The following is a 15,152-nucleotide window of genomic DNA, read 5'->3' as shown; positions in this document are numbered from 1 at the left end:
AGCGCGAATAGCTCAGCCAGCGCGAATAGCTCAGCCAGCGCGAATAGCTCAGCCAGCGCGAATAACTTAGCTACCTCGGCTAGCTTAGCTAGCTTAGATACCCCAGCCAGCTCGGCAACTATTTATCTAGCGGCCGGCTGCTTCTGGGGTGTAGAAGAAATTTATCAGCACACTCCCGGCGTACTAGATACGAGTGTAGGGTATATGGGAGGCACTTTTCCCCACCCCAGTTATGAAGATGTTTGCAGCGGAAATACGGGGCATGCGGAGACGGTTTGCGTCACTTTCGATACAGAAGTTATTGGCGCAGCAAAAATTCTCCAGATATTTTGGGAGTGCCACGATCCCACTTCACGCGATCGGCAAGGTAACGACCGCGGAAGCCAGTATCGTTCCCTAATTTTCTACACTTCGGCATCCCAAGAAAAACTCGCCAAAGAGATGCGCCAAATCTACCAGCAGGAATTATTAAAATCTGGCAGAGGAGAAATAGTCACCGAAATTCTACCGGCGGCAGCTTATAAGTATTATTTAGCCGAAGAATATCATCAGAACTATCTGCAAAAGTATCCGCAGGGCTATCGCTGCCACAGCCGCACCGGCGTAGCTTGCCCGCTGCCAAATCTCTGAGTAGCTTGCCCGCTGCCAAATCTCTAAATAGCGTAGAATAAAGATGCATTATCTAATAAGAAAGGCATACGAATGGACGTCGTACTACCGAAAATTTCCGGATCTTTTGGCGAGGTACCCGAAATTACTTTTCCGGATTCTCCCGCTCCTAAAGGGTTAAGGGTGCAGATTCTAGAAGAAGGTAATGGCACAGTAGTGCAGCCGGGGCAGGAAATAGAAGTAAATTATCACGGCCAAATCTGGGGCGGCGATATATTTGATTCTTCCTATTTCCGGGCGGAACCAGCTCGTTTCCCGATTGGCGTGGGAATGGTAATCCAAGGCTGGGATCAAGCTCTCGTAGGTAAACAGGTAGGAAGCCGCGTGCTTATTTCGGTTCCTCCTGTAAAGGGCTACGGCGAACGGGGAAATCCGCGCGCTGGTATTTCCGGAGACGATACCATCGTATTCGTGGTAGATATCCTCGGAGCTTATCGCAAGAACTAAAGCATATTTAGCTATTTGCAGTGCTAAACATCGCAAAGCTAAATACCGCAAAAATTTAATTCATCTAGCGATTATCTGCCAGGATCGCCAGGATACGGAGCACCTCTAAGTAGATCCAGAAAATAGTCATCACGATGCCGATGGCGCAAGTCCAAGCGAACTCTCGCGGAGCGCCGTTTTGTACCGCCACTTGCACGGCTTCAAAATCGGCAATCAGTATATAGGCTGCCACCAGTATCATGAGTATCCCGAGCCCCACTCCGAGCGGCATACCTAAGAAAGTGATATCCGTGCGGATATTAAAATTCGTAAACAACATGAGCAGCATATTTAGGAAACTAAAGATAATTCCACCGATTGCAGCTATAAGCACGAATTTTAAACCGCGCGCAGTTGTGCGCACTTTACCACTGTAGTGAAGCGCTAAGGTCACCCCCACTATTACGGTGGTGGCGAGGATAGTCTGAATGGCGATACCGGGAACATAGATTTCTAGAAAACCCGTAAGCGCTCCTAAAGTCACCCCTTCTAAAACGGCATAGGCTATGGCTAAGCCGCGCGGCACAATACGCTTAAAAGCAATTACCATTCCGACCACGAAGGCGACGAGGGAACAAATCATCGCCAAAGAAGTTAGAGCAACCGGCGGGAATAGCACTACGGCTGCCACTCCGGAAATTACCGCCGTCACCAATAAAATCGCCGTTTTATTCATCGCATCGCGATAGCTCATCGACTCTGCAGCGCTAAAAGGCGCAGCAGCACCAGCATATGCAGGATCTGCTTGATTCTGATAGCTCGGGGCAGCGTAGGTAGAATAATCGTTATCGTAACTAGTCTCTCCTGCATTGCCGCGATTTACCGGCGGCGTATTTACCCGCCCCGGCGCAGCCTTGAAATAAGGATTACGTTCCATTACCGGGTTACTCATGACTGCCTCCTCAGGTAGTGAATCCTCGGTTTTCTATCTTTATTCTAATGGAGAGCTCCGAAAAATAAATAGTCGAAAAATACTCCTAAAGCGAACAGCTCCCGTAACCATACCGGCATAATTTTGCCCGCATACCCCACTCGTAACCATCCCTGCATGACCGTACTCACATAACCCATGCCCACATAGAAACACATTGGCAATAATGTTATTTTGACAAAGAAATATCTACCGAGGAGGTAGCTGGTGATTACGGTAGAGAACCTGACGAAAAAATATGGACGAAAGACGGCAGTTTCCGATCTTTCTTTTCAAGTACAGCCCGGCAGAGTTACTGGGTTCTTAGGGCCGAACGGCTCGGGAAAATCTACTACGATGCGCTGCATGTTGGGAATTGATATCCCCAATGCCGGGCGCACCACTTTTGACGGAGTAGAATATCGAAAATTATCCTCGCCACTCACAAAAGTCGGAGCTCTATTAGATGGGAAGGCTTTTCACGGTGGCCGCACAGCTCGGCAACATCTGCTCACAGTGGCTGCTACCCACGGTTTTAGCCGCGCCCGCGTAGAGGAAGTACTGCGGCTAACTGGAATTGAAAATGTGGCGAAAAAACAGGTAAAGACTTTTTCGCTCGGAATGTGCCAACGGCTTGGCGTAGCTACCGCATTACTCGGCAATCCGGAAGTTCTTATCCTCGATGAGCCAGTAAATGGTTTAGATCCAGACGGGGTGCGCTGGATACGCCAATTAGTGCGCACTTATGCACAAGAAGGGCGCAGCGTACTGATTTCTTCCCACTTGATGAGCGAAATGGCGATTACTGCCGACGATCTAATCATCATCGGGAAAGGCAAATTACTAGCTTCTGGCCCTATCACACAATTTACCCAATCGGCCTCTCACTCCAAGGCGCTAATAGTGGGAGCAGATAACGAGCAAATTTATCAGGTGCTCACCGCGGCTGGATATTCGGCAGCAAGGCGGCCCGCTGATTCAGCACGCCCCCGGGGCTATATTGAAGTACCTGGTGTCAGCTGCGCTTCGATAGGAAATTTACTGTATACCCACAACTGCGAAATTCACGAACTCCAGGATATTCACTCTTCTTTGGAAGACGTCTTTATGGAGATGACGGCCGGAGAATTTGAATACACTTCCAAGCAGCAGCACGGAGAGAAGAAGGAACAATAATCATGGGAAATACCGCATCGACGAACTATAAAGTTTCTTTTTCACGCTCTTACCGGGCGGAGCTTTACCGCCTCACCACTACGAAATTTACGATTATCACTTCCGTAGTGCTAGTAATACTTTTTTCCGCATTGATGGCATTAGCCGCGTTCCAAAGCGATATTCCTATGCCTTTTGCCGGAGTAACTTTCCTTTGGAAACTACCGTCATTACTGCTGCTCATTATTGGTGTAGGTGCAGTGACGAGTGAATATAGCCAAAATACTATGCGCACTTCGATCTTAGCTGACCCACGGCGCGGGCGAATTTTCAGCGTCAAGCTGTTGGCCTTACTCAGCTATAGCGCTTTGGTCGTGATTTTACTGCTGGCCATCGGAGTAGCACTGTTGGCATTATCTGGAAATACCACAGATAATCTCGACTCCAATACTTTGATTATCTATCTCCGCACGATTCTAATGCTATTAGGGTCGGCTGCTTTAGGGCTCGGAATCGGCTATACGCTGCGCTCTACCGCAGGTTCCATCACCCTCGGATTTGTAATCACGGAGTTGCTCGGGCTAATCACCCTCATACCTAAGCCATTTTTCCAAGAGACGCTTCCTCCTTTCATCTTTGAAACTTTAGGAAATAACGTCACCTCTTCGTTAACCATTCTGGGCTTAGAAAATCATTTCGATCCCTGGCAGGCCTTGGGGATTTTCTGGATCTATCCCTTGATATTCTTGATCTTAGGGGTTCTGCGCTTTACCCGCACAGATATCTAAAGAAATACTCCAATCCTAAATACCTACGTCGAGGGCGGAAAACTAGTTTTTCCGCCCTCGCTATTTCCGCCCTCGCTATTCTTCGTGCACTTTATTTTCCGTGCGCGCTGTTTTTCGTGCACACTTGCACCCGCCACACTTCAGATTGTCCACAGTTCTCCTCTGCAGAAGAAGCATGCACATATTAAATCTCTTCCGATACAAAGAGTGCGATATTGCGCAAACTGAAGAAACACTGCTTCGAGAAGCGATTGCCGGCCGTGCAAATGCGAAAGAGCAGTTCTAAAGCACAAATTAGGATATCTGAGGAGAATAATATGCAAGACGGCATTCGAAATAGTCGAAATAAAATTACCGCCAGCGGCGGAATAGTGCTTTTACTGCTCGGGCTGTTTCTGCTTCCCCTAGGGGCGCGCGGAGAAGTAGGAGGCGGCGGTTCGGTAGGAGGGAGCAGCGGCGAGAGCGCGAATCATTTTTGGCTCTACACCTACGACAATCCCGATAATCCCCAGCAGGGCTGGGACGGCGCTTCGATAAATCATTTCCTCAGTAAAAATCCGGGCGCCCACAATAGTATTTTTCGAAATAAAGCCACTCGCGTATGTAATACTGCTTTAGCGGAAGCCCGCCAGCGTACCGGCACCCAACACGCGCGAGTGGTGCAGCTCGGAGTGGCGATGGTAGATGATCCGCAGTACCCGTACGCAGCTGGTGCCACGAGCGAATTTTGGCAGAAAAATTATGCGTATTACTGGCCGAGTGCTATAAATTCACTAGTTGGATATCAAGCAAATGCTGCCTATCAGCCATATATTCAAAAAATTCATGACGTATTTGTCTCCCATATCCGGCCGAATGCCGATATTGTGTGCGTAGCTCTCGCCGAGAATGAACCACCTCGTAATTATCAGCTAGAGATTTCCACTAAGGCACAAGCAGGAGCAGTGCAGGTAGGAGGTAAAGAAAGCGTAACTGACACTATTACTGCCTATGCCGATACCGCTATCTCCGAAGAAGTCACCGGAAAAATTCTCTTAAATTGGGATTCCTATCCTGCGCAAGGAACTGCACAAAAACAAGCCCAGAAGGGCTTTACTATCGCCAATAAGGCCACCAAGGAATCTCCCGAATTTACTCCCGCTGATTTCGGCTGGGAAATTTGGCCGGCGGGCCGCTATTGGTTTGATATACAGATTCCTCAGCAAGGGCATATGGCAAAAGCGGTAGATACTGCCGATCGAAATGCGCATGAAACGTGGAATTTGCCAGCTCCAGCGCCGCAAAAGGAACTGCGCAGTGAAGATGGGAAAGCGAGCAATTTCCAAGTAGCAGCCAATATGAGCTATCAAGCTCGAATCACCGGCATGGGAATGGGAGATACTACTACGTTAATTTTGCGCGATGAAATTCTCGCCGAGGGAATCACTATTGGCACTCCCCAAGTGGTGGATCAGAACGGGAAAACCGTGCCAGCGGAGATAAAGAAAGAAGCAAAATCGGTAGTAGCTACTATTCACCCGCAGCAGGTAGGAAATTACACCTTGATTGTGCCGCAACAAGCTGGAGCCTCTTCTCACGATTATTCAATTCCCGATCAGGGCAGTGCCTGCTGGGATAAAGAGATGACTCTTTGCCAGAACACCGAGATAAAAGAGACGAAAAAGGTGACGCCGCAACCCGATAAAGCTTGGGTGCTGGATATAAATGGAGCTCTGCAGAGCTATGATCCGGAATGGAGTAATGCTAAAGGCGCCGATAGGAAACTCTTTCTGCACGGAGACAGCGTAGGAGCAGTGGTAAACGGAAAAATTCGGAAAAATTTAGCTTCTCCACTCACTTCTTATTCGCTAGTAGATGATTGGCGAGAAGCAGCACGTTTTGTGGATTTCACCGATACTTCGCAAGCCCGCGTTTTCTATGGAAATGAAGATGTGACTGCAGAATTTTCTATTCAAACCACCCAAAACATCACTACGGCACAGGCTCTGCCAGCCTTTTTAGCACGCACTGCCCACAACGAAGCCGATGTGCCGGTGAAACTCTATATCGCCGGAAAGTTTCGCCCACTCGGGCCGGATACCGACACCAATAATCAAGTGATTACCTTGCATAACGGCGGCTGGGAAATGTGGAACTCCGAAAAAATTCCCACTAATAATCCTCCCGTATTTATCTGGAACGGGAAAGATAAAAAAGATGTGCTCGCCGCCGCACCGCAGGGAGGAGATCAATCTTCTATCGCCGGGCAAGCCGTATTCCCAGGGCAAATATTGGAATACTTAGTGGATGTGGATCTGCAGTGGCCCGCAGAAGCAGGGGAGAGTGCCTACGCATTAGAGAAATTTGCAGTGCGCGATACCTACGATAAACACTTCCAATTAGAAAAAGAATCTATTGAGTTTTACGATACGCGCACCAATAAAGCTATTCCCCGCTCTGCGTACGAACTAACTTTTAACGATGAACGCAGCGAATTCACCGCAACTTTTACTGAAGCGTGGATTAAAGATAATTTACTTAATTTAAAGAAAGCGGGGGCGCTGCTGCTGCGCTTCACGGGAAAAACTACTCTCGACGTCACTCCGGGAAGCCAAGTAGCCAACCAAGCCTTTATTAAAATCAATAATCAGGTACGCAGCACTGATATCCCGCGCGTGCACATTCCGCTGGTAGAGCCAAATAAAGAAGATTTGAATACAAAGTTAGCCGATATAGATGGGAAAGTGCTGGTGCAAGGAGATACTATTCTCTATCGTCTCCGCCTCGATGCTCGGCCGGCGCGCGCAGAGATTGCTTATGACGTGCACAAATTAGGAATGATTGACGATTTTGACGAAGATTACCTCACGATAGATGCAAAGCAAATAAGCGTGGTCAATAAAGCAACAGGTGCAACCGTGACGGAGAAATTTAATATACAGATAAAAGACGGGAAGGCGTATATTTTTGCCAAAACCGTGGCGCATAAGAATAACGCCGGAGAAACGATTGCCGCAGAAGATGCGGATCTCGACCTAGCTACTTATGCCCAGCGCACTATTGATCCATTGGCAAGTTCCATAATTGACCAAGAGCTACTCGGGCAAGAGTATTTTATATATATCCCTGCCCAGGTAAAGAAAGCAAAATCGGGATATACGATTAAGAATAGCGCGCAACAAAATATCGAAAATATGCAAATTAATACTCCAGTAGTGGCTAATCCACTGCAAGAAATTAATCCGCAGAAAGATGTGAATATCGAAATTGGCGGAAAAAGCCTAGCCGATGGGGAAATAGAAATAGGAAAGCTGTTTAACTATCGTTTAAGTTCTGCTATTTTGCCAGCGGAGCGCGGATATGCCGCCGAATCTTGGAATATACACGATGACTATGCAGAGCAAGCTGACCACTTCAGCGGCACTTGGGTGATGGTGGCGGCACGCGATTTATATGCCGGCGAAAAGCGCCTGGCACAGAGCGGCGAAATTATTGCTCAGCAGAAAATCGGTACCGAATGCCAAAGTTTATCTGGCTATGCCTGCTTCTTAGAGGTAGAAGATAAAGACGGAGTAATTGAGGCGCATGCGACGGCAGATTATTTAGAGTTGGTAAATAGCCGCCCCGATTTGGAGCAGGGCTTCGATCTGTATCTGCAAATGGAGCGGATACGCCCGGGGCAGTATGAAAATACTTTCCAAGAAATCTATAACGGTGTGCCGCGGCAATCTAATACTGTGCGCACTACTACTCCCGAAAAATTAGGGATTTCTGTAGAAAAATACGATACCGAGAGCGGTTTGGCGCAAGGGGATCGAGATAGCGCGAGCGCCGCTTTAGAGATTCCCGCAGCAAAAGCAAAAACGCCGGTACCGTTATCATTCCAGCTCACCAATACGGGGAATGTTGAGCTGCAAAATATCACCGTCACTGACCGCACCTTGGAGGGCAGCGGAGAAGTAGAAAAAATTAGCTGCCCCCGCCGCACGCTGGATGCAGGAGAAAGCATTATCTGCCAAGGAGAGCTGCGCGGATTAGAAGCTGGAAATAAGCATCACGACCGTGTAAAAGCACAAGGCGAAAGCCCCTATAGCGGAAAAGTAGTGACTGCGGAAGATGATTGGCACGCTCGCATTGCGGCTGATAACAGAGAAATGCTGGAAAAGACAGGTATAAAAATTGGCGGCATGCTGCTGGGAGCAGTAGGAACGGCAGGAGGCGGAATTTTCATTCGCCGAAAAATTCGCAAAACGAAAGAACTTTAAAAGAGCTTTAGCGCACGGAAAGGGCTTGGATTAGCAGCTGCGCAGCTTCGCGCGTATTCTTATAGGTATGATTGATATCCGTACTATCAGAGAAAATCCGGAATATGCGCGGGCTTCGCAGCGTGCCCGCCGTGCAGACGAAGGCCTAATCGACGAAATCCTCGCTGCCGATGAAAAACGGCGATCTTCTTTACAGGCATTTGAGAATCTGCGTGCCGAGCAAAAGAATCTTTCGCGTACTATTGGAAAAGCCTCCGCGGAGGAGCGCCCCCAAATTTTGCAGCGCGCGAAAGAAATGTCGAAAGAAGTAAAGGACTTAGAAAATGCAGCAAATGCAGCCGCAGACGAGTTCAATACAGCTATGCGGCAATTGCCCAATCTGATTGGGGAAAATGTACCTGAGGGCGGAGAAGACGATTACGAAGTAGTAAAGCACGTAGGTACTCCGCGTGATTTTGCTGCTACCGGATTCACTCCGCGCGATCATTTAGATATTGCCGAAGGCATAGATGCTATAGATATGGAACGGGGCACGAAAGTATCGGGTTCTCGTTTCTACTATCTGAAGGGGATTGGTGCACGGCTGGAATTAGCTCTGCTCACTGCGGCCGTAGATCAGGCAGAAAAATATGGATTCACGATGCTCACCACTCCTACGTTGGTGAATCCGGATATCATGGGCGGCACTGGATTTTTGGGTGCCCATGCCGATGAAATTTATTATTTACCGGCAGATGATCTCTATCTGACCGGCACTTCCGAAGTGGCACTAGCTGGATATCATAAAGACGAAATTATTGATTTATCTGCTGGGCCACGCCGCTATACCGGTTGGTCTACCTGCTATCGGCGCGAAGCGGGTTCTTACGGGAAAGATACCCGGGGCATTATTCGCGTACATCAGTTCAATAAAGTGGAAATGTTTTCCTATTGCGCGCCGGCGGAAGCGGCGGCTGAGCATGAACGGTTGCTAGCTTGGGAAGAAGAAATGATTGCGAAAGCAGAGCTTCCCTACCGCGTGATCAATACGGCAGCCGGAGATTTAGGTGATTCTGCCGCAAAGAAATATGACTGCGAAGCCTGGCTACCTACCCAGAATCGCTATATGGAAATTACTTCTACCTCCAACTGCACTACTTTCCAGGCGCGGCGGCTCAATATCCGCTATCGCACCGATGAAGGAAATACGGCAATAGCTGCTACTCTGAACGGCACTCTGGCCACTACGCGCTGGCTAGTAGCTATGCTAGAAAATCATCAGCAAGCAGATGGATCACTATACGTGCCCGTAGCCTTACGCCCGTATCTAGGTGGAAAAGAGCTAATTGAGCCAGTAGAAAAAGGCCCGGCTGCTTAAAAAAGAAGTGATTTGTTGCGGAGCCGGGGCAGCCGGTTTCGCTGCGGCAGAAGTTTCCTTTAGAATCGAGAAGCGTCGATTTTATATTAAAGGCGCCAATCAGGAGAGTTGTCAGAGTGGCCGAATGAGCCGGTCTTGAAAACCGGTATGCGTGCAAGCGCATCGGGGGTTCGAATCCCCCACTCTCCGCCAGTGATAAATAAATACAGAATTGCTGAAATAGTAGCAAGTCCGCTATCATTTTATAGCGTTAGGAGACGTGGCTGAGTGGTCGAAAGCGCTCCCCTGCTAAGGGAGTAGTTGCATAAAAGCGGCTCGAGGGTTCAAATCCCTCCGTCTCCGCCAGTAGCCCCGCTGAATCGTTGATTTGGCGGGGTTTTCCTTTATTTTAAGCCGAAAAACAAAAACTGCATCTTAAGTAAATTTAGACGCTTTTAAGTGATTTTATGGCTCTAAGGGGTGCTGTGGGGGTACTGCTAGGGGTGGTAAATAATCAAGAAACACAATTTGTTTGTGGCAGTTAAAAGATTCGAGAGAGTTTCTTTTATCTAATTTTTTGCATTTTAGGGATTAGCTTTCCGTAGCCATGATTAGGATTCGGATTAAAAGTTATTACTTCGCCGGTAGTTTTATCTACTAGAAAAGCAGGATGACCAATAAGTCGATATTTTTCGTCATTAGCTAGAGCATAGTAGTTATCGTCTTCACGAATATGGGAAAACTTCACTTTTCTATTTTTATACATCTCATGAAAGCGCGCTTCAGCTAGTTTAATTGCTTCTTCTAAACTAATCATCGTTCTCCCCTAGTATTGTCCAAAGCACATTCCCGATCAATTCCGCATTATCAAAACGCAATCTTAACGCTGTCTAAACGCCATCTAAATACTCCATCTGGACGATAAGTAAATATATACCTCATTGTATAAAAGTTATTGCCTAAGATTATTCTCTTTTATAAAAACGCTACAGCCGAACCAGTAAAACGCTCCAGCCGAATTGGTAAAAACTTTTTAGAAAATAAAACTCCTGCATTAGAAATTACATTAGAAAAACGGAGTAAGAAAAGATATCTATAAAGTTTTCCGGCATAGAGAGCTTTATAGAGATATAGCGATAGAGAATATGCGGTAAAGTTTTAGAAAAAGAAGCGGGAAGATTTTTGTCTCTACTTTTTATCCAATTTATAGGGGGTAACGATGGAAAAGCCTTGGAACAATCCTCAGATGTATAGGGATTTTACGCGGCGTTTTATCGACCTCATGTTCGCTAAAAAATTTATAGATGAAGAGTATTACGATTTTATCGTAACCGCTTTAAATGATGCCGGGGGTTCTGTAGCTTTTGGCAATCTTTGCGGACAGCTCGAATCTGATATTAAAGCTGGCCGGGCAGAAATCCCTGCAGAATTTTTAGACGAATTCAAACTATACGGCATGGAACTAGATGATGACCATACCGAGTGGATTCTTGAATTACAAGAAGCCGCCCAAAAAGCCAAGCAGCAATAAAATTACCGCTACCTAAACACAAATCCATATCCCCACATCGTCTCTAGATGTGGGGACTTACGTACCTGCGAGAAAACCTCAGAGGTTATGGTTCCAGCGCTCGCGATAGAACGCCGCTAGCTGTAATTCGCTCGCCGCCGCTTCGTCTACCAAAATTAACGCATTGGGGTGCATCTGCAGCATAGAAGCTTGCCAACGAGCCGAAATACCCCCTTCTACTAGCTCCCGCACAGCGGTAGCTTTATTCTCTCCAGTAGCTATAAGCATTATGTACTTTGCTTCCATAATCGTGCCTAAGCCCTGCGTAATGCATTGGCTGGGTACCTTATCCATATCGTTTTCAAAGAAGCGAGCATTATCGCGGCGAGTCTGCTCAGTCAATACATCTACGTGCGTACGCGAAGTAAGCGAAGTACCTGGCTCGTTAAAGCCAATATGCCCATCTGCTCCGATTCCCAGAATCTGAATAGCGATTCCACCCGCCGCCTTAATAGCTGCGTCATAATCGGCAGCGGCCTGCCGCGGGTCGGCAGCATTCCCCTCCGGAGTATGCAGATCTTCTTCGCGCAGACCAGTCTTATCGTCACCAACTAGCTCGGCCCGTAGTACATTCCGATATCTTTCTGGATGGTCAGCAGCTATCCCCACGTATTCATCCAAAGCAAAGCCCTGCACACCTCGCAGAGTAAATTTTCCGGCGCGATTAGCAGCCCGCAACTGCTCATAGAGCGGCAACGGCGTAGAGCCAGTAGCTAAACCCAGTACCTTATTTTCTGAATTATTTAGGATCTTAATAAGATGCTTCGCAGCAGTAGTAGCTAAAGCTGTTTCGTCTGTAAAAATTCCGATTTGCATAGTGCACCTCTCTGCATTTTCTCTAGCAACGGATAAATTATAATGAATACCCGGCTCGGCGGGGTGCTCTTTTTAGTGCGTTTCTTTTACTTCCGGGTTTTTACTTCCAGGTTTTTACTGTATATATTTTTTATTTGTCTGCTAAAATTTTTCTAACGGCGCAGATGTATTGATATTCATTTTCATCCCGGGTTGTTGCTAATGCACCAACCGCAACTCTAGACTCAACGCCGAGCACATGAGGAACACAACTATGGCAAAATTTTCTTGGCGGAAAAAGCTGCATGCCGGTCTGACCGAGGAACTGCCGAAACTCCCTAATACTAAGCTCTTCTCGCAGCGGCCGGGCGTAGTGCGCGGCGATGTGAAGCCCGGGGAGGGAGAAATCACTCCTTATAGTGGAACTTCTGATGCCTTCACCGTACGTTAAACATGGCTAAAATACCGCAAATAGGATTAGCAGAGCAGCTTATACCGCAGATAATACGCGCTATAAGCTCTCTGCCGACTCCGGCATATATTGCCATTGACGGGCCGAGCGGCAGCGGAAAATCCACTTTGGCTAGGCAACTCTGCCAGCATTTCCCAGATTCGCTGCTGTTAGAAGTAGAAGAATGGGCAGCCGGTTGGGAAGATCTAGCTGGCGCGGTGGCGCGGCTGACCAAAGTAGTGGAAGATCTACGCGCCGCCGCCGAATTTTCTCCTCTTGATTCAAGCGCCGCTTCAGCAGACCTGGAAACTTCCCCACTAGCTACTGACCCTAACCCCGCCCCCACACTAGTAACTACCTCCCGCTGGGATTGGCAAAAAAATAGCTGGCGCAAAGCAGAAAAACTTTATCCCGCACCGCTGACCTTTTTAACGGGCTGTGCCAGTGCGGCTCTGCCAGTAGATCTAATCATTTGGATAGAGGCTCCCGAAGATATCCGCCGCGCGCGCACTGCCCGCCGAGATTCCTATAACTGGAGCTCTTATTGGGATATCTGGGCAGAGCAGGAAGCAGAAATTGCCGCTCGCTTCCACAGCCGCGAAAACGCTGATTTTATTCTCTCTACCTGAGTTTGCAGAGTTTTTGCAGAGTTATTGCGCGCGTATTCCCTACGCACACTCCCACTACTTAAATACGCAGGCGTGACTGCCAGCAGCAGTCAGCTCTCCATCTTCCCGATAAATACGCAGACTATATACGCCGCTATTTGCACTGATTCGCAGCTGACGCGCTAAGCAGTAAATCCGTCCTGACTTCGTCACTCGTAAATGCCGCATTTGGATATCAGTACCGATAGCAATTTTCCCCGCTGGAGCTGCCAGCGAAGCAGCAAAAGAACCAGCGCACTCCCCCAATAGGGCATTGGCGCCGCCCATGCAGATACCTTGATGCTGGCGAAAACCGGCCACTCCTAAGGAGCAGATTGCCATTTCTCCTCCTGCTACGTGCACTTCCAGGCCGAGCCGCAGTAAATCGTCTCCTAAAAGAGCTTGGAAATCTGCTGTGAGCTGTGGAAGATTCGCCAGGAACTCCCGGCGTGCAGATAAAGAAGTGAACGCCTCTAAGTCGATTTTATTTTCTGCCATTATTTTATTTCCTTCTTTTGCGCCGCCAGTGCCTGCTGCAGCTCCGCTAGGGAAGGTTGCCCCGGAGCGGATTCTCCATTCAGCTGGGCAAAAGTAGCTATTGAGCCAGCTTGCCAACCAAAAAGACGAGTATTTTTTCCAGCTTCGCCCATCGCCAGCGCAATCACCGGACGGGCAGATTCTGCCACTACTTCTTTCGTAACTTCCAGTAAACGGTTGGCATCTTGCTCACTGTGCGCAGTGACGGCTATTTTCGGTATTGCACCTGGAATTTTCAACATCTCTGAGAAGAGTAATTTCAAAATTTCGTTATCTGGAGTTTCTTTCCAATCGTGTAGCGAAATCACGACGGTGTAGCCTGCCGCGCGCGCCCGCCCTGCTAGCGCAGCCACCTGCGGAAATGAATACTCGAGATCGATGCCGATACGCTGGGGATCTACTCCTCCTAGTTGCACAAGCGTATCGAGTAATTCTGCGAAAAGTAAGCGGTAGCGCCCGGGCTTTAATTTCACTTGCCCGCCCTGCTCGGCAGTGCGCAGCGTAAATAGAATCGGAAGGGTGGTAGCTTTCAAGAGCGGCTCTATGACTTCTTTACCTATTTCTACGAAAGAGAGCATTTCCCGGGTGCCAATAAGAAAATCTATCCGCCACTCAATCACATCAGCTCCAGCAGCTTCGGCGGCGCGCGCTTCTTCCAGCAACATTTGCGCAGTAGTACCGGTAATCGGCACGATTATATTCGGCTGGTGGTGAGAATTAAAAATCATGCGCGCCTCCGTCTCCTCTTCTTTAAGTCTAGCAAATCTGCTCTATCGGCAATTTCTTAGATTAGTATTAATCTGGAGAAAATAATTTTGCGTCCAGGGCTCGAAAAATTAGCTAGACTCGCGAAAATGCCAAATATCGAGTGTAAGCAGCTAGGAGTACAAGCTAGTGATAAAAATTCTGCCGAAATTTTCCACTTCCCTTTCCCAACTTTCCCGGCGAAAAATAATTATCGGGAGCGCCACGCTGGGAGTTTTGCTCGTTATCGCATTAGTGAGTGCTTTTGCCTATCTTTTCCACATAAATTCTCTGCTCACGCGCGAAGATTCTCCACAGCCCGCGGCGCAAAAATCTACCGCTCCTGCCGAAAGCTCTAGCGCTGATTCGTCGGCTCCAAAAGAGAGCGCCGGCGCAGCGGCGGAAACACCGGAGCAAACTGCCGATTTTTCGGCACCGGAGGGAGCGATAAAAGCGGATGCATTTTCTACCCCTACCCAAAATATCAACTGCGAATTAGCTGAGTCGGTAGCCTGTACTATTTATGAATATTCTTTCCCCAGCCCAGCTGGCTGCGCCGATAAACCAGTCACGGTGACTTTAGAAGCGAATGGCACTATAAAAACTTCCTGCTCCGTGCAGATTCCCGCCGCACAGATACAGGATTACGGCACGGCAGTGAATTATGAAAACTTCGCCTGCAGCGTGGCAGAAACCGGAGTGAAGTGCTGGAATACTTCTTCCGGGAAAAATTTCACTATTAGCCGCGAAAGTATTCCCGCAAATTAACCCCACTTTTACTAGCGAGGATTTCCGTAAGCGAATTATGAAAGTATATAAA

General features: G+C 48.1%; 16 protein-coding genes and 2 tRNA genes. 12 read left to right on the top strand and 6 right to left on the bottom strand.

Going from position 1 to position 15,152, the window contains the following annotated elements:
- Together msrA and Q0X35_RS03360 are read left to right on the top strand one after the other, a co-directional pair.
- Positions 1-630: peptide-methionine (S)-S-oxide reductase MsrA (msrA, locus tag Q0X35_RS03365; RefSeq protein ID WP_297565425.1), on the top strand; the 630-nt coding region annotated here is incomplete at its 5' end.
- Positions 631-702: 72 nt separating this feature from the next.
- The gene (locus tag Q0X35_RS03360; protein ID WP_297565423.1) at positions 703-1,116 is read left to right on the top strand and encodes an FKBP-type peptidyl-prolyl cis-trans isomerase; all 414 of its coding nucleotides are present in this window, start codon (positions 703-705) and stop codon (positions 1,114-1,116) included.
- A gap of 64 nt (positions 1,117-1,180) precedes the next feature.
- Here Q0X35_RS03360 and Q0X35_RS03355 read toward each other — a convergent pair whose 3' ends face one another.
- Together Q0X35_RS03355 and Q0X35_RS03350 are read right to left on the bottom strand one after the other, a co-directional pair.
- Positions 1,181-2,047, bottom strand: a complete 867-nt coding sequence (locus Q0X35_RS03355; protein ID WP_297565420.1) for a Bax inhibitor-1/YccA family protein — start codon at positions 2,045-2,047, stop codon at positions 1,181-1,183.
- A 44-nt stretch (positions 2,048-2,091) separates the two neighbouring features.
- Positions 2,092-2,244 carry a hypothetical protein gene (locus Q0X35_RS03350; protein WP_297565417.1) on the bottom strand — a complete coding sequence of 51 codons (153 nt, stop codon included), beginning with the start codon at positions 2,242-2,244 and terminating at the stop codon, positions 2,092-2,094.
- Between the two features lie 49 nt (positions 2,245-2,293).
- On the opposite strand from Q0X35_RS03350, the gene Q0X35_RS03345 reads away from it, so the two are divergent.
- The 6 genes from Q0X35_RS03345 to Q0X35_RS03320 all read left to right on the top strand — a co-directional run bounded on the left by Q0X35_RS03345 (position 2,294) and on the right by Q0X35_RS03320 (position 9,954).
- Positions 2,294-3,241 carry an ABC transporter ATP-binding protein gene (locus Q0X35_RS03345; protein WP_297565415.1) on the top strand — a complete coding sequence of 316 codons (948 nt, stop codon included), beginning with the start codon at positions 2,294-2,296 and terminating at the stop codon, positions 3,239-3,241.
- Between the two features lie 2 nt (positions 3,242-3,243).
- Entirely contained in the window at positions 3,244-4,008 is a 765-nt protein-coding gene (locus Q0X35_RS03340; RefSeq protein WP_297565413.1) for an ABC transporter permease subunit, read from the top strand.
- A gap of 317 nt (positions 4,009-4,325) precedes the next feature.
- Positions 4,326-8,252: an LPXTG cell wall anchor domain-containing protein gene (locus Q0X35_RS03335; protein ID WP_297565411.1), complete on the top strand. Its 3,927-nt coding sequence runs from the start codon at positions 4,326-4,328 to the stop codon at positions 8,250-8,252.
- 67 nt (positions 8,253-8,319) lie between these two features.
- The gene (gene serS, locus Q0X35_RS03330; protein WP_297565408.1) at positions 8,320-9,609 is read left to right on the top strand and encodes a serine--tRNA ligase; all 1,290 of its coding nucleotides are present in this window, start codon (positions 8,320-8,322) and stop codon (positions 9,607-9,609) included.
- A 102-nt stretch (positions 9,610-9,711) separates the two neighbouring features.
- Positions 9,712-9,801, top strand: a tRNA-Ser gene (locus Q0X35_RS03325).
- A gap of 61 nt (positions 9,802-9,862) precedes the next feature.
- Positions 9,863-9,954, top strand: a tRNA-Ser gene (locus tag Q0X35_RS03320).
- Between the two features lie 199 nt (positions 9,955-10,153).
- Here the strand turns inward: Q0X35_RS03320 and Q0X35_RS03315 are convergent.
- A complete protein-coding gene (locus Q0X35_RS03315) occupies positions 10,154-10,405 on the bottom strand; it encodes a hypothetical protein (RefSeq protein ID WP_297565402.1) in 252 nt (83 codons plus the stop codon).
- 402 nt (positions 10,406-10,807) lie between these two features.
- Here Q0X35_RS03315 and Q0X35_RS03310 point away from each other — a divergent pair, with 402 nt between their 5' ends.
- Entirely contained in the window at positions 10,808-11,119 is a 312-nt protein-coding gene (locus Q0X35_RS03310) for a hypothetical protein (RefSeq protein WP_297565399.1), read from the top strand.
- Positions 11,120-11,197: 78 nt separating this feature from the next.
- Here Q0X35_RS03310 and nagB read toward each other — a convergent pair whose 3' ends face one another.
- Positions 11,198-11,974 (bottom strand): glucosamine-6-phosphate deaminase, encoded by a 777-nt coding sequence (gene nagB / locus Q0X35_RS03305; RefSeq protein WP_073995936.1) that lies wholly within the window; start codon positions 11,972-11,974, stop codon positions 11,198-11,200.
- Between the two features lie 253 nt (positions 11,975-12,227).
- On the opposite strand from nagB, the gene Q0X35_RS03300 reads away from it, so the two are divergent.
- Both Q0X35_RS03300 and Q0X35_RS03295 read left to right on the top strand, forming a co-directional pair.
- Positions 12,228-12,404: a hypothetical protein gene (locus tag Q0X35_RS03300; RefSeq protein ID WP_297565395.1), complete on the top strand. Its 177-nt coding sequence runs from the start codon at positions 12,228-12,230 to the stop codon at positions 12,402-12,404.
- 2 nt (positions 12,405-12,406) lie between these two features.
- Entirely contained in the window at positions 12,407-13,033 is a 627-nt protein-coding gene (locus tag Q0X35_RS03295; RefSeq protein ID WP_297565393.1) for a (d)CMP kinase, read from the top strand.
- Positions 13,034-13,087: 54 nt separating this feature from the next.
- Here the strand turns inward: Q0X35_RS03295 and Q0X35_RS03290 are convergent, their stop codons facing one another.
- Positions 13,088-13,549 (bottom strand): PaaI family thioesterase, encoded by a 462-nt coding sequence (locus tag Q0X35_RS03290; protein WP_297565391.1) that lies wholly within the window; start codon positions 13,547-13,549, stop codon positions 13,088-13,090.
- Positions 13,549-14,316, bottom strand: coding sequence for a type I 3-dehydroquinate dehydratase (aroD, locus tag Q0X35_RS03285; RefSeq protein WP_297565389.1), 768 nt, complete (start codon positions 14,314-14,316; stop codon positions 13,549-13,551). The genes Q0X35_RS03290 and aroD overlap by 1 nt, the downstream gene beginning before the upstream one ends.
- 166 nt (positions 14,317-14,482) lie before the next feature.
- Here aroD and Q0X35_RS03280 point away from each other — a divergent pair, with 166 nt between their 5' ends.
- A complete protein-coding gene (locus Q0X35_RS03280; RefSeq protein WP_297565387.1) occupies positions 14,483-15,100 on the top strand; it encodes a hypothetical protein in 618 nt (205 codons plus the stop codon).
- The last annotated feature ends 52 nt before the right edge of the window (positions 15,101-15,152 follow it).

This window comes from uncultured Arcanobacterium sp. (genome assembly GCF_947253055.1).
Lineage (GTDB): Bacteria > Actinomycetota > Actinomycetes > Actinomycetales > Actinomycetaceae > Arcanobacterium_A.
Note: the sequence above shows the minus strand (reverse complement) of the source record. Positions and strands in the feature narration are given on the sequence as shown.

Excerpts from the sequence above, each read along its gene's own strand:
- Q0X35_RS03355 (WP_297565420.1), bottom strand. The coding sequence starts at position 2,047 with ATGAGTAACCCGGTAATGGAACGTAATCCTTATTTCAAGGCTGCGCCG.
- Q0X35_RS03335 (WP_297565411.1), top strand. The coding sequence starts at position 4,326 with ATGCAAGACGGCATTCGAAATAGTCGAAATAAAATTACCGCCAGCGGC.
- serS (WP_297565408.1), top strand. The coding sequence starts at position 8,320 with ATGATTGATATCCGTACTATCAGAGAAAATCCGGAATATGCGCGGGCT.
- nagB (WP_073995936.1), bottom strand. The coding sequence starts at position 11,974 with ATGCAAATCGGAATTTTTACAGACGAAACAGCTTTAGCTACTACTGCT.
- Q0X35_RS03310 (WP_297565399.1), top strand. The coding sequence starts at position 10,808 with ATGGAAAAGCCTTGGAACAATCCTCAGATGTATAGGGATTTTACGCGG.
- Q0X35_RS03350 (WP_297565417.1), bottom strand. The coding sequence starts at position 2,244 with ATGTGTTTCTATGTGGGCATGGGTTATGTGAGTACGGTCATGCAGGGA.
- Q0X35_RS03300 (WP_297565395.1), top strand. The coding sequence starts at position 12,228 with ATGGCAAAATTTTCTTGGCGGAAAAAGCTGCATGCCGGTCTGACCGAG.
- Q0X35_RS03315 (WP_297565402.1), bottom strand. The coding sequence starts at position 10,405 with ATGATTAGTTTAGAAGAAGCAATTAAACTAGCTGAAGCGCGCTTTCAT.
- Q0X35_RS03295 (WP_297565393.1), top strand. The coding sequence starts at position 12,407 with ATGGCTAAAATACCGCAAATAGGATTAGCAGAGCAGCTTATACCGCAG.
- Q0X35_RS03360 (WP_297565423.1), top strand. The coding sequence starts at position 703 with ATGGACGTCGTACTACCGAAAATTTCCGGATCTTTTGGCGAGGTACCC.
- Q0X35_RS03290 (WP_297565391.1), bottom strand. The coding sequence starts at position 13,549 with ATGGCAGAAAATAAAATCGACTTAGAGGCGTTCACTTCTTTATCTGCA.
- aroD (WP_297565389.1), bottom strand. The coding sequence starts at position 14,316 with ATGATTTTTAATTCTCACCACCAGCCGAATATAATCGTGCCGATTACC.
- Q0X35_RS03340 (WP_297565413.1), top strand. The coding sequence starts at position 3,244 with ATGGGAAATACCGCATCGACGAACTATAAAGTTTCTTTTTCACGCTCT.